The organism is Anaerotruncus sp. DFI.9.16 (assembly GCF_024461615.1).
Lineage (GTDB): Bacteria > Bacillota > Clostridia > Oscillospirales > Ruminococcaceae > Anaerotruncus > Anaerotruncus massiliensis.
Genome location: NZ_JANFZX010000066.1, coordinates 1 through 13566 on the forward strand (window position 1 = coordinate 1; position 13566 = coordinate 13566).

The 13566-nt window shown below is 64.4% G+C and carries 12 protein-coding genes; 2 read left to right on the forward strand and 10 right to left on the reverse strand.

The genetic code is table 11. From position 1 onward, the window contains the following. Positions 1-175: 175 nt before the first annotated feature. Together ilvN and ilvB are read right to left on the reverse strand one after the other, a co-directional pair. Positions 176-667 (reverse strand): acetolactate synthase small subunit, encoded by a 492-nt coding sequence (ilvN, locus tag NE609_RS15230; RefSeq protein WP_256152992.1) that lies wholly within the window; start codon positions 665-667, stop codon positions 176-178. 15 nt (positions 668-682) lie between these two features. Then, positions 683-2305: a biosynthetic-type acetolactate synthase large subunit gene (gene ilvB / locus NE609_RS15235; protein ID WP_256153002.1), complete on the reverse strand. Its 1623-nt coding sequence runs from the start codon at positions 2303-2305 to the stop codon at positions 683-685. 176 nt (positions 2306-2481) lie between these two features. Here ilvB and NE609_RS15240 point away from each other — a divergent pair, with 176 nt between their 5' ends. After that, positions 2482-2961: an SAM-dependent methyltransferase gene (locus NE609_RS15240; protein WP_256152993.1), complete on the forward strand. Its 480-nt coding sequence runs from the start codon at positions 2482-2484 to the stop codon at positions 2959-2961. Between the two features lie 58 nt (positions 2962-3019). On the opposite strand, the gene NE609_RS15245 is transcribed toward NE609_RS15240, so the two are convergent. The 8 genes from NE609_RS15245 to NE609_RS15280 all read right to left on the reverse strand — a co-directional run bounded on the left by NE609_RS15245 (position 3020) and on the right by NE609_RS15280 (position 12820). Next, positions 3020-4060, reverse strand: a complete 1041-nt coding sequence (locus tag NE609_RS15245; RefSeq protein WP_256152994.1) for an ABC transporter substrate-binding protein — start codon at positions 4058-4060, stop codon at positions 3020-3022. Between the two features lie 136 nt (positions 4061-4196). Continuing rightward, complete coding sequence (argF, locus tag NE609_RS15250; RefSeq protein WP_256152995.1) at positions 4197-5108, reverse strand: ornithine carbamoyltransferase; 912 nt, start codon at positions 5106-5108, stop codon at positions 4197-4199. Then, positions 5083-6267, reverse strand: coding sequence for an acetylornithine/succinylornithine family transaminase (locus tag NE609_RS15255; protein WP_370867174.1), 1185 nt, complete (start codon positions 6265-6267; stop codon positions 5083-5085). Before NE609_RS15255 ends, argF begins: the two co-directional genes overlap by 26 nt. Before the next feature lie 298 nt (positions 6268-6565). Beyond that, complete coding sequence (gene argB / locus NE609_RS15260) at positions 6566-7426, reverse strand: acetylglutamate kinase (protein ID WP_256152996.1); 861 nt, start codon at positions 7424-7426, stop codon at positions 6566-6568. Between the two features lie 195 nt (positions 7427-7621). Beyond that, positions 7622-8842 (reverse strand): bifunctional glutamate N-acetyltransferase/amino-acid acetyltransferase ArgJ, encoded by a 1221-nt coding sequence (gene argJ / locus NE609_RS15265; protein WP_256152997.1) that lies wholly within the window; start codon positions 8840-8842, stop codon positions 7622-7624. 20 nt (positions 8843-8862) lie between these two features. Next, positions 8863-9903, reverse strand: coding sequence for an N-acetyl-gamma-glutamyl-phosphate reductase (gene argC / locus NE609_RS15270; RefSeq protein WP_256152998.1), 1041 nt, complete (start codon positions 9901-9903; stop codon positions 8863-8865). Between the two features lie 229 nt (positions 9904-10132). Further along, entirely contained in the window at positions 10133-11509 is a 1377-nt protein-coding gene (gene argH / locus NE609_RS15275; RefSeq protein ID WP_256152999.1) for an argininosuccinate lyase, read from the reverse strand. Positions 11510-11599: 90 nt separating this feature from the next. Then, the gene (locus NE609_RS15280; protein ID WP_256153000.1) at positions 11600-12820 is read right to left on the reverse strand and encodes an argininosuccinate synthase; all 1221 of its coding nucleotides are present in this window, start codon (positions 12818-12820) and stop codon (positions 11600-11602) included. Positions 12821-13025: 205 nt separating this feature from the next. Here NE609_RS15280 and NE609_RS15285 point away from each other — a divergent pair, with 205 nt between their 5' ends. Beyond that, positions 13026-13514 (forward strand): flavin reductase family protein, encoded by a 489-nt coding sequence (locus tag NE609_RS15285; protein WP_256153001.1) that lies wholly within the window; start codon positions 13026-13028, stop codon positions 13512-13514. Positions 13515-13566 lie beyond the last annotated feature (52 nt).

Below are 13566 nucleotides of genomic sequence, written 5' to 3' on the forward strand. Positions count from 1 at the left end.
TCGCCGCTCTGCGGCGCTCGCCGCAGGCGAGGAGCGCATCTAAAGCCCCGCCGGGTGCAGCGCGGCAAATCCAAAACCACGCCGGGGCAGGACCCGGCAAGCTCCACCGCTCTCCGAGCGGCAAACCTAAGAAGGCCCCTGCCGGCGGGCAACCGACAAGCCCCTGAGCGGCAAATCACTTCCGAATGGCGTCGGCGCCCTTCTGAAGGGCGATCATCCCCGTGCGGGCGATCTCGGCGATGCCGTAGGGGGTAAGCATATCGATCAGCAGGTCGACCCGCTCGGGGCGGTCGCACATCTCAACCGTGAGGGTGGCGCGGGAGAGGTCGACGATCTTGGCGTTCATGATCGTGGCGATGTCGATGACTTCCCCGCGGTTCTGCTGTGTGGCGTTCGTCTTGATAAGAATGAGCTCGCGGCGGGTGGACGCGTCGGTCTCAAGGAGCTTGACCTTGATGACGTCGATCTGTTTATTGAGCTGCTTTTCCACCTGCTCAATCGTGCGCTCGTCCCCCTCGACGACGATGGTCATGCGGGAGACGGTGGGGTCCTCGGTCTCGCCCACCGCGAGGCTTTCGATGTTGAAGCCCCGGCGCGCGAAAAGCCCCGCCGTGCGGGAGAGCACGCCCGCCTTATTTTCCACCAGCACCGACATGATCTGTTTCATACGCTTTCCCTCCTGTCAGCGGGTTTCCTCCCGCGGGTTGACGACACATTCGAGGATATACGAACCGTCCGCCGCAAGAAACCGCTCCACCGCGGCCCCGGCCTCCTCCATGGAATCGATCCGGTCGAAGGGGACGCCGTACGCCCCGGCAATCCCGCCGATCTCCGGACCGCCCGCAAGGGCGACCGCGGTTTCCCGGCCCCGGTATTCCCTCTGCTGGATTTCGCGCACCATGCCGAGCATATCGTTGCGCATCACGACGAGCTTGATCGGCACCCCGTGCTGGTTGGCGGTGGCAAGCTCCATCATGGCCATCTGGAACGCCCCGTCGCCGCAGACGGCGACGACCTGCCGCCCGGGGCAGGCCAGCTTCGCGCCGAGGGCGGCGGGCAGCGCGTAGCCCATCGTGCCCATGCCGCCCGTCGTGAGGAAGAGCCCGTCCCTGACCGCGCAGTTTTTCGCCGACCAGATCTGGTTCTGCCCCACGTCGGAGACATAGATCGCGTCGGGTTCCATTTTGGCGGAGAGCAGACGCACGAACGCCTCCGGATCGACGCAGCCCGCCCTGGGCGGCGCCGCTGCGGGCGCCGCCTCCCGCGCGCGGCGGGCGCGCAGCCATTCGAGCCATTTGCCCCACTCGCCGCGCGGCGACTGCTCGAGAAGCTGTTCGAGCACGGCGGCCGCGTCCCCGACGAGGGGGATGGTGGTGCCGAGGTTTTTGCCGATCTCCGCCGCGTCGATGTCGATGTGCACGACGGCGGTCGCCGCCTCGATCTGGTCGGGCTTGGCCATCGCGCGGTTGTCGGCGCGCGCGCCGAGGATGATGAGCAGGTCGCTTTCGGCGACCGCCTCGTTTGCGGCGCAGCCGCCGCTCTGTCCGAGCATCCCGAAATAGAGCGGATGCCCGGCGGGCAGCGCGCCGATGCCCATGAGGGTGCTCACCGCGGGCAGCGAGATCGCCTCGCAGAGGGCGCGCACCTGCTTTTGCGCGCCCGCCGCGATCGCGCCGCCGCCCACGCAGAGCAGCGGGCGCTTGGCGGCGCGGATTGCCTCCGCGACCCGCTTCACCTGCACGGCATGACCCCGGAAGCGGGGCTTATAACCCCGGATCGACGCCTCCTGCGGGTAATGGAAATTGATCAGCTGCCGCTGGACGTCGACGGGCATGTCGATCAGCACCGGCCCGCGCCGCCCGGTCGACGCGATGTAAAACGCCTCCTTGAAGACGCGCGGGATGTCGGAAGCGTCCTTGACGAGATAGCTGTATTTGGTGAACGGCTCCGCCGCGCCCGTGGTGTCGACCTCCTGGAAGACGTCGCGGCCCAGAAGCCCCGTCTCCACCTGCCCGGTGATCGCGACGAGCGGGATGCTGTCGGCATAGGCCGTGGCGATCGCAGTGAAGAGGTTGGTCGCGCCGGGGCCGGAGGTGGCGACGCAGACGGCGGGCTTCCCGGTGACGCGGGCGTAGCCGCTCGCGGCGTGGCCGGCGTTCTGTTCATTGCGGGTGAGGATGTGCCGGATGGACGACTGCCCGAGGCAGTCGTAAAACGGGCAGATCGCCGCGCCGGGATACCCGAATACCACGGAAATCCCCTCCGCCTCAAGACATTTCACCATCGCCTGCGCGCCGCTGATCATCTGCATCCACCCTTCCTGTCGGAGTTGTCCCTTTTGGCTATTATACGCGCTCGCGCCCTCCTCCGTCAATGCGTGGGAACGGATTTGCGGTTTTTCAAAATTGGGGCTTGTAGTATCAACGCTTGCTGTTATACTGGTAGCAACGGTACCGTAAAAAATCAAACAGGAGGTTTTTTATGGACATCAGCTACTCAGTAAAACCAATTGGCCGCGTCCGTTCGGACGGCGGCGGCTTCCGCCTGGAGCTCGACCCGGCCTACCGCCCGGCGATGGCCGGGTTGGAGGGCTTCGGCTATCTCAATATCTTCTGGTGGTTTTCCGGCTGCGACGACGCCCGCTCCCGCGAAAACCTGGTCGAACGGTCCCCCTATGTCAGGGGACCGGAGCGCCTGGGGGTCTTTGCCACCCGCTCGCCCATGCGCCCCAACCCCCTCGCCCTCTCCTGCGCGGCCGTGACCAATCTCGACCCCAAGGCGGGCGTGATCGGACTAAGCTACATCGACGCGGAGGACGGCAGCCCCCTCCTCGACCTCAAGCCCTACACCCCCAGCCTCGACCGGGTGGAGGACCCGCCGCTGCCGGCGTGGTGCGCCCACTGGCCGAGGGATGTGGAATCCAGCGGCGATTTCCCCTGGGAGGACGAGTTCAACTTCTGACACGGCCGCCCGCAAAGAAAAACGGGACCGGGGCTCCGCCCCGGTCCCGTTTGTCACTCTATCCGACCTGCGTCATATCGCTGATGTCGAGCATCCCGTCGTCCCCGCCGCTCTCCTCCCCGGAGGAGGATTCCGCCGCCGGTTCCTCCTCGGGCGGCGCGTCAAGCAGGGAGGCCAGCTCGGGGTACGCCTCGGCGAACATTTTTTCCAGCTCGGCAAACATCCTGCCGCTCTGCCGCTCCAGGGCCGTGCCGTCCACCGGGTACATGCGCCCCTGCTTGTAGGCGTCGGTCGTGTTGTAGACCTGGGTACCCTTAAAGTATTCGGGATCGATCCCCTTGTCGTAGAAGATGATATCCGGATAGAGGTTGACCGCCTGGTCGGCGGGGTATTCCCAGCCGGTGTAGGCCGCCGCGTCGTTCTCGACGCCGATCGCGGCGAGCAGCTCCCCCTCGAAGGCGTCCCCCGTCGCCATCATGAGCGGCGCTGCGCGCAGGTAGACGCCGCCCAGCCGTTCGGTCACCCGCGAGGCGGCAGCGGTCAGCGCGTCCCAGCGGTTTTCAAGCGCCCGGAAGGTGTCGTAGCCGTTCTCATCGCCGTCCTCCAGCCCGCCCAGCACGATCGCCGTATTCAGGTAGATCGCGCGCAGCTCGTCCATCGAATGCGCGCGGGGCAGCACGACCACCTCGGCGCCCATCTGCTGGAGCTTCACCGTGTCCGCCTCGGAGAGGGCGGCGGAGGAAAAGACCACGTCGGGCCGGATGTCCGAAAGCGCCTCGAAATCGGGCAGCGCGGCGGTGCCGCAGCGGGGCAGGTCGTCCGCGCCGGCGGGGTAGTCGCAGAAGTCGCTGACTCCGGCGAGCTGGTTTTCCGCGCCGAGCTCGAAGATCACCTCGGTCAGCGCGGGCGAGAGGGAGACGGCCGCGCGCGGCTTTTCGGGGATGCGGATGTCGCCGATCGCGACCGGCCAGTTGGGATCGGGCTCCTCCTCGGGCGCGGGGGAGGAGCTTTCCCCGCCCCGCTCCTTCTGCCCGCAGGCGGTGAGGGAGGCTGTCAGCATGATCGCCAGCAGAAGCGCCAGCAGCTTTTTCACGTTCATCGGTCCGTCCTTTCGGCGTTGCCGCCCGGGTTTGTGTCTATTTTAGCCCATCGTGGAAGCAGTGTCAATCGCGCGCCCGTTTGCTGCGCGCTTCAAAAAACAGGAGGTCCCTCATGGAGCCTCCTGTTTTTTCATCCTATTTGCCCGCCATCAGCTTGACCATGACGGCCTTCTGGGCGTGCAGGCGGTTTTCCGCCTCGTCGAAGATTTCGTTGGCGTGCTTTTCAAACGTCTCGTCGGTGATCTCCTCGCCGCGGTGGGCGGGCAGGCAGTGCTGCACCATCGCGTCGGGCGCGCAGAGCCCGAGAAGCTCCTCGTTCACCTGGTAGCCCTTGAAGGCGGCGCGGCGCTTCTCCGCCTCCTCCTCCATGCCCATCGACGCCCACACGTCGGTAAAGACGACGTCGGCCTTTTCGGCGGCGGCGCGGATGTCGGAGGTGAGCAGGAATTTGTCGCCGTAGGGCTTGGCGAAATCGAGCACCGCCGGGTCGGGCCGGTAGCCGGCGGGGGTCGCGACCGCGACGGACATCCCCGTCTTGAGGCCGCCGACGATGAGGGAGTTGGCCATGTTGTTGCCGTCGCCGATGTAGCACATTTTGAGCCCCTCAAGACCGCCCTTGTATTCGCGGATGGTCATGAGGTCGGCAAGCACCTGGCAGGGGTGGCAGAAGTCGGTCAGGCCGTTGATGATGGGGATCGAGCCGTATTTGGCGAGGTCCTCGACCTCCTGCTGGGCGAAGGTGCGGATCATGATGCCGTCGAGGTACCGGGAGAGCACCCGGGCGGTGTCCTGCACCGGCTCGCCGCGGCCGATCTGCAAATCCCGCGCCGACAGGAAGAGCGCCGAACCGCCGAGCTGCGCCATGCCGACTTCAAAGGAGACACGGGTCCGGGTGGAGGATTTCTGAAAGATCATCCCCATCGTTTTCCCCTTCAGGTGCTGGTGGCGGATGCCGTGTTTGAGCTCGTATTTGAGCTGGTCGCCGAGGTTCAGCAGTTCGATGATCTCCTCGTTGGAAAGGTCAAGCAGTTTCAGCAGATGATTCATGTTCGAGCACCTCTTTCAGTCTTTTTAAGCCTTCATCGATTTCCGGATAGGTGATGGTGAGCGGGGGCAGCATCCGCAGCTTCGCCTTGGCGGTCAGGATGATGAGCCCCTTTTCGAGGCAGGCGGCGGCCGCCTCGCGGCTGTTGACCCCCTCGAGCGTCACGCCGAGCATGAGCCCCTTTCCCTCGACGCTCACGACGTGCGGCATCCCTTCGACCGCCCTTGTGATGTACGCGCCCTTTTCCGCGACCTCCTGAAGCAGCCCTTCGTCAATGCGTCCGAGCACCTCCAAAGCGCCCGCGCAGGCCACCGGGTTGCCGCCGAAGGTGGTGGCGTGGTCGCCCGCGCCGAGGGTGTGGGCGCATTTTTCGCCGAAGAGCACCGCGCCGAGCGGCAGTCCGCCGCCGAGGCCCTTCGCCAGCGAGACGAGGTCGGGCGTAATCCCGTAGTGCTCACAGCAGAGCAGCTTTCCGGTGCGGCCGATTCCCGTCTGCACCTCATCGACCATCAGCAGGATGTCGCGCTCCTTACAGATGCGCGCCGCCGCGTCGACGAATTCCCGGTCGAGCGGCACCACGCCGCCCTCCCCCTGGATAAGCTCCAGCAGGATGCCGCAGGTCTCCCCGTCGGCGGCGTGCTCGAGCGCGGCGATATCCCCCGCCTTCACAAAGGAGAATCCGCCGGTGAACGGGTCAAAATAGCGGTGGAAGACCTCCTGCCCCGTCGCGGCGAGGGTCGTGACGGTGCGCCCGTGGAAGGAATTTTCAAGCGCCACGATTTTGTGGCGGCCCCTGCCGTATTTATCGAAGCTGTACTTGCGGGCGGTCTTGATCATGCCCTCGTTGGCCTCCGCGCCCGAATTGCAGAAAAACACATTGTCGGCAAACGTCCGCTCGCAGAGGGCTTTGGCCACCTTCACCATCGGCGCGGTGTAGTAGAGGTTGGAGATGTGCTGGAGGGCGGCCGCCTGCTTCGCGACCGCCGCGGCCCACCCCTCGTCGCAGAAGCCGAGGGAGTTGACCCCGATGCCGCTGGAAAAATCAATGTAGGTTTTCCCGTTCTCGTCCAGGCAGGTGGCGTTTTTGCCGCTCACCGCCGCCAGCGGGAACCGCCCGTAGGTGTTCGCGATGTATTGTCTGTCCTCCTCCATGAGGCTCATGATCATCACCCTTTCTCTCCGTGGGGAAACCTTTTGTCTTGGAAAAGGTTTCCCCACACCCTTTTCCAAAATCCGCCTGAAGGACAAGGCGTCTTGCGGCGTGCGCGCCGCGCGTCAGGGCTCCGCCCTGACAACCCGCCGCCTTTTCAAAAAAGGCGGGCGAAAACTTTTGTCTCACGGGACGTGTGTAAAAGGCGGGCGAGAGCTTTGTCTCACGAAACGCGCGCGCGGCGGCGCGCCGCGCCCCGCCTGAACCAAACGTTTCGGGGTCCAGGGGGACTTTGAAAAGTCCCCCTGGTCATCCTAAGAACATCGTGCCGATGCCTTCGTTGGTCATGAGCTCGATGAGGATCGAGTGGGGGATGCGCCCGTCGATGATGAAGGCGCGCTTGACGCCGCGGCGCACCGCCTCGACGCAGCACTCCACCTTGGGGATCATGCCGCCCGCGATGACCCCCTGCCGCACGAGCAGGGGCACCTCGCTGACCTTAACCTCGGGGATCAGCGTGTTTTCGTCGTCCCTGTTGCGGAGCAGGCCGCGCACGTCGGTCATGGAGATGAGGTTTTCGGCGTGCAGTTCGGCCGCGATGCGGCAGGCCGCCGAATCGGCGTTGATGTTGTAGACGGTGCCGTCCTCCCCGCAGCCGAGGGTGGCGATGACGGGGATGTAGCCCCGGTCGAGCGCGTCGCGCAGCACGGTCGCGTCGACGCCCGTGACCTCCCCGACAAAGCCGAGGTCGGCCTCACCCTCGATCTTTTTGGCCGAGATCATCCGGCCGTCGATGCCGCAGAGACCGATCGCCCGGCCCCCCTGCTGCTCGAGCAGGTTGACGAGGTCCTTGTTGGTCTTGCCCGCGAGCACCATCTGCGCCACCTTGAGGGTCTCCTCGTCGGTGTAGCGCAGGCCGCCGATGAACTTGCTCTCCTTGCCGATGGCCTTGAGCGTTTCGGTGATCTCGGGCCCGCCGCCGTGCACCAATACAATCTTGATGCCGACGAGCGAGAGCAGCACGATGTCGCTCATGACGGCGGCCTTGAGCGCGCCGTCGACCATCGCATTGCCGCCGTACTTTACGACGACCACCTTGCCCGCGTAGTCCTGGATATAGGGCAGCGCCTCCGCGAGCACCTGCGCCTTATCGGAGTTCGTAATCTGCATGCTATCCCTCTCCTCCCAATTGGTTGCTGTCCGCCCGCGCCGAAGAATCCCCTGCCGCGCCCCCTGACCGCGGAAAACGGATGCGGGGCAAGGCGGCAGGGAAACCGCGAGGGCCGCGTACATGTGTACGCGACCGAAGCGCGCGACCGAAGCGCGCGACCGAAGCCAACACCGCCTCGCGCCGTTTGCCGCAGGTCAGGTGCGGTAATCGCCATTGATTTTTACGTAGTCATAGGTCAAATCGCAGCCCCATGCGGTGGCGGATTCCCCGCCCTGGCCCATGTCAACCTCGATGCGGATCTCTTTTTCGCCGAGCACCGCCTTGGCTTCCTCCTCGCTGAAGGGAACGCCCGCGCCGTTTTCGCAGACGTGGACGCTGCCCGCGTCGGAGGAGAGGCTGACCGCCACCCGGTCGATCTCGAACTCCGCGTCGGTGTAACCGATCGCGCAGAGGATACGGCCCCAGTTGGCGTCCTCGCCGAACATCGCGGCCTTGAAGAGGCTCGAACAGACGACCGATTTGGCGACTTTTTTGGCGGTCTCCTTGTCGGGCGCTCCGGTGACGGTGCACTCGAGCAGCTTGGACGCGCCCTCGCCGTCGGCGGCCAGCTCCTTGGCGATCTGGCGGCAGACCATCATGAGCCCCTGCGCGAAGTGGTAATAGTCGGCGTCCATCGAGACGATCTCCGCGTTGCCCGCCTCGCCGTTTGCGAGGATGGAGAGCATGTCGTTGGTGGAGGTGTCCCCGTCGACCGAGACCATGTTGAAGGTCTCGTCCGCGACGCATTTGAGCGCCTTCTGGAGCAGGGCCGGGGAGATGGCCGCGTCGGTCGTGACAAAGCAGAGCATGGTGGCCATATTGGGATGGATCATCCCCGAGCCCTTGGCGATGCCGCCGATCGTGCAGGTTTTGCCGCCGAGCGGGAACCGCACCGCGACCTCCTTGCGCTTGGTGTCGGTGGTCATGATCGCCTCGGCGGCGTCCGCGCTCCCCGTCTCCGAAAGGGAAGCGGCCAGCGCGGGCATGGCGGAGGTGATGGGCGCAAGCGGCAGCGGCTGGCCGATCACGCCGGTCGACGCGACGATCACGTCGTCGGACGAAATCCGCAGCGCGGCGGCCGCGCTCCCGCACATGGCGTTCGCGATGTCGACGCCGTCGGCATTGCAGGTGTTGGCGTTGCCGGAGTTGCAGAGGAACGCCTTCGCATGGCCGTCCTTCAGGTGCGCCTGCGTCACGAGAATGGGCGCGCCCTTGACCTTGTTCTGCGTGTAGATCGCGGCGGCCGCGCAGGGCTTATCGCTCACGATGAGCGCGAGATCGTTCTTGGTGCGGTTCTTGCGGATGCCCGCGTGGACGGCGCCCGCCGAAAAGCCTTTGGCGGCGCAGACGCCGCCCTCGACGAATGTATAGGACATGCCGGTTCACTCCTTCCTCTTTAAAACGCGGGCGGGATGATGCGGAGCCCCGCGTCCTCCTCGAGCCCGAGCGCAATATTCATATTCTGGATCGCCTGCCCGGCCGCGCCCTTGACCATGTTGTCGATCGTCGAGACGACGATCAGGCGGCCGGTATGGGCGTCGGCGTGCAGGGAGATGTGGCAGTAGTTGGAGTATTTGACGTTCTTGAGGTTTGCAACCGCCCCGTCGGGCAGCACCTTGACGAACGCCTCCTCCAGGTAAAACGCCTCATAGAGCTTCCGCACGGCCGCGAGGTCGAAGCCGGGCATGAAATTCGCGTACATCGTCGAGACGATGCCCCGGTTGACGGCGAGCAGGTGCGGCACGAAGGTGACCCTCACCTCCCGCCCGGCGAACTCGGAAAGGGTCTGCTCGATCTCGGGGGTGTGGCGGTGGGCGGCGACCTTGTAGGGCGCGAACGCCTCGTTGCACTCGGTGTAGTGGGTGTTGAGGGCGAGGCCGCGGCCCGCGCCGGTCGCGCCCGACTTCGAGTCGATGACGAGGGTCGCGGGATCGATCGCGCCGGCCTTCACGGCGGGCGCGAGCCCGAGCGCGACGGAGGTGGGGTAGCATCCGGGGTTGCCGATGAGCTTCGCGCCCGCGAGCCTCGCCCGGTGCAGCTCGGGGATGCAGTAGACGGCGGCCTCATGCAGCGCGGGGTCGGCGTAGTCCTTGCCATACCACTGCTTGTAAGCCGCCTCGTTTTTGAGGCGGAAATCCGCGCCCATATCGATGTAGAGCTTGCCCGCGTCGAAGCACCGGCGCGCGATGGGCTCGGAGAGCCCGGCGGGCAGCGAGCCGAAGACGACGTCGCAGCGGCCGACGACGGCGGCGTCATTGGTGAGGGTCTCGCCGAAGATGCCGGTGAGCTGCGGATAGATTTCGCTGATCGTCTGTCCCTCAAAGGAGACGGAGGAGACGGCCGCGACCTCGACAAAAGGGTGGGAAAGGAGCAGCCGCACGATCTCGAGTCCCGCGTAGCCGGTGGCGCCGATGACGCCCGCTTTGATTTTCGCCATGGGAACACCTCAAATCATCAAACATTTCGCCGGCCTTTTCAAAGGCCGTGGGGTCCAGGGGCAAAGCCCCCGGACATGGGGAAACCTTTTTTCTTGCAAAAGGTTTCCCCACACCCTTTTCCAAAAAGCGCCCGAAGGACAAAGCGTCTTGCGGCGTGCGCGCCGCGCGTCAGGGCTCCGCCCTGACAACCCGCCGCCTTTTTAAAAAAGGCGGGCGAAAACTTTTGTTTTAATTTTCGTTCAGAAACGCCGTAATCAGCGCGAGCTGTTTTTTCACCGCGTCGGGCGACGGCCCGCCCTCGCTGAGCCGGCCCTTCACGCAGGTTTCCAGGTTGATCGCGCCGTACACGTCCTCCGCGAAGACCCCGCTCGCCGCCCGGTAGTCCTCCAGCGGCAGGGTTTCCAGCGTCAGTCCCCGGCGGATGCACTCCGCCACCAGCCCGCCGGTGATCTTGTACGCGTCGCGGAAGGGGACCCCCTTCTTGGTCAGGTAGTCGGCGCAGTCGGTCGCGTTGATGAACCCCTTCGCCGCCGCCGCGCGCATGTTTTCCCTGCGCACCGTCATCGTGTGGAGCATCGGCGTGAAGGTCCTGAGGCAGAGCTTCACCGTGTCCACCGCGTCGAAGATCGCCTCCTTGTCCTCCTGCATATCCTTGTTGTAGGCGAGCGGAAGCCCCTTCATCATCGTGAGCAGCGTCATCAGGTCGCCGTACACCCGCCCCGTCTTGCCGCGCACCAGCTCGGCCACGTCGGGGTTTTTCTTCTGCGGCATGATCGACGAGCCGGTCGCGAAGGCGTCGTCCAGCTCGATAAACTTGAATTCCCACGAGCACCACGCCACGATCTCCTCCGAGAAGCGCGACAGGTGCATCATGATGACCGCGATCGCGTTCGCCAGCTCGATGCAGAAGTCCCGGTCGGACACCCCGTCGAGCGAGTTTGCCGTCGGCGCGCGAAACCCGAGCGCCTCCGCCGTCCGCTGCCGGTCGATCGGGTAGGTCGTCCCGGCGAGCGCGCCCGAGCCGAGCGGGCAGTATTCCATCCGCGCCGCCGCGTCGGACACCCGCCCCACGTCGCGCGAAAACATGCTGGCGTAGGCCGCCAGGTGGTGGGCGAAGGTCACCGGCTGCGCCCGCTGCAAATGGGTGTAGCCGGGCATGACCGTGTCGAGGTGCTCCGCCGCCCGATCGCGCAGCTCCGAAATGAGCGCGAGCAGCAGGGCTTTGATCTCCTTTGCCTCCTCCCGCAGCGTCAGCCGCAGGTCGAGCGCGACCTGGTCGTTGCGGCTGCGCGCGGTGTGCAGGCGCTTGCCCGCGCCGCCGATCCGCTTTGTGAGCTCCGCCTCGACGAACATGTGGATGTCCTCCGCGCCGGGGTCGAAGACGAGCGCGCCGCTTTTTAGATCCGCAAGGATGCCCTCGAGCCCCGCCGCGATCGTGTCCGCGTCCTCCTGCGGGATGATCCCCTGCGCCGCGAGCATCGCGGCGTGCGCCAGCGAGCCCTTGATATCCTGCTCATACATCCGGCAGTCGAACCGGATGGAGGAATTGAAGTCGTTTACCCGGTCGTCGACCTCTTTGGAAAACCGTCCCGCCCACATCTTCATATACCGGCTTCTCCTTTACGCGTTGTGAAATGCCTGTAACGCGGAAGGCAGACGTCCCCGCGTTACAGCTAAAAACTCTGTGCAGTTTCTTTATTTGATCTTCTTTTCGTCGAGCAGCGCCTTGACCTTGATCGGCAGGCCGAAGAGGTTGATGAACCCCGCGGAATCCGCCTGGTCGTAGACGTGGTCCTCGCCGAAGGTGGCGATCTCCTCCGAATAGAGGGAGTGCGGGGAGGTCATGCCGGCGTTCATGATGTTGCCCTTGTAGAGCTTGAGCTTCACGTCGCCGGTCACCGTCTCCTGCGTCTTGTCGACGAAGGCGTTGAGCGCCTCCATCAGCGGGGTGTACCACTGGCCGTTGTAGACGAGCTCGCTGTACTTGATGCCCATCTGCATCTTGTAGTGCTGGGTCTCCTTGTCAAGCGTGATCTCCTCGAGCGACTGGTGGGCCGCGTAGAGGATGGTGCCGCCCGGGGTCTCGTAGACGCCCCGGCTCTTCATGCCGACCAGCCGGTTTTCGACCATGTCGATGATGCCGATGCCGTTTTTGCCGCCCAGCTCGTTAAGCTTGTAGACGATGTCGACCGGCTTCATCTTCTGGCCGTCGATCGCGACCGGCACGCCCTTTTCAAAGCTGATCGTCACATAGGTGGGCTTGTCGGGGGCCTTCTCGGGCGAAACGCCCATCTCGAGGATCTTGTCGTAGTCCGGCTCATTCGCGGGGTCCTCGAGGTCGAGGCCCTCGTGCGACAGATGCCAGAGGTTCTTGTCCTTGGAGTAGTTGGTCTCCCGGTTGATCTTGAGCGGGACGTTGTGCGCCTCCGCGTAGGCGATCTCCTTCTCCCGCGAGTTGAGCTCCCAGAACCGCCACGGGGCGATGATCGGCATGTTGGGCGCGAACGCCTTGATCGTCAGCTCGAAACGTACCTGGTCGTTGCCCTTGCCGGTGCAGCCGTGGACGATCGCGTCCGCGCCCTCCTTCTTGGCGATCTCAACCAGACGTTTCGCGATGACCGGCCGCGCGAAGGAGGTGCCCAGCAGATACTTGCCCTCATAGACCGCGCCCGCCTTGACGGTCGGGACGATGAAATCGTTGACGAACTCCTCGGTGAGGTCCTCGATGTAGCATTTGGACGCGCCCGTCTTGATGGCCTTCTCCTCCAGCCCCTCAAGCTCGCCCATGCCCTGCCCGACGTTGGCCGCGACCGCGATCACCTCGCAGCCGTAATGCTCCTTGAGCCAGGGGATGATGACCGAGGTGTCCAGACCGCCCGAATACGCCAAAACGACTTTATTGAATTTCTGTTCCATATTTCATTCCTCCGTTGGTTAATCATTCATTCGATACCCCTATTATACATTATATTTATGCAAATGCAAGCATTTTTACGTATAAATATTCAGCATCGTAAAAATTTAATTGGGTAAAGTTGCACAAAAAGAGGTTCTTTTCGCAGAAAGGGCGTGCTATAATAGGGATTACATGGAAGAATACATACGGAAGGAATGATAGAATATGCAGAAAATATCCCCCTACGAGCTGGCCGTCAACCCGTTTGAAGCGATCCATCATCAGTGGGCAATGGTCACGACCCAGTCGGGCGAAAAGGTCAACACCATGGTCGCGAGCTGGGGCGGCGTGGGCATCATGTGGAACCGTCCGGTCACCTGGGTCTTTTTGAGGCCCCAGCGGTTCACCCGCGAGCTGCTCGACCGGAGTGAACGGTTTTCCGTCTGCTTTTTGCCCGAGCAGTACCGCCAGCAGATGAACTACTGCGGGTCCCACTCGGGCCGTGCGGAGGAGAAGCTCGCCGTCTGCGGCTTCGAGGCCGTCGCACTCGACGGCGCGCCGGTGCTCACGCAGTCGGAGCTCGCGCTCACCTGCCGCAAGCTCTACCGCCAGCCGATGGACCCCGCCTGCTTCCTCGACCACGAGCCCGATTCCCGCTGGTATCCCGAAAAGGATTACCACATCATGTACGTCTCCGAAATCCTGGGAGCCTAGGGGGGGGGGGGGGGGGGGGGGGGGGGGGGGGGGGGGGGGGGGGGGGGGGGGG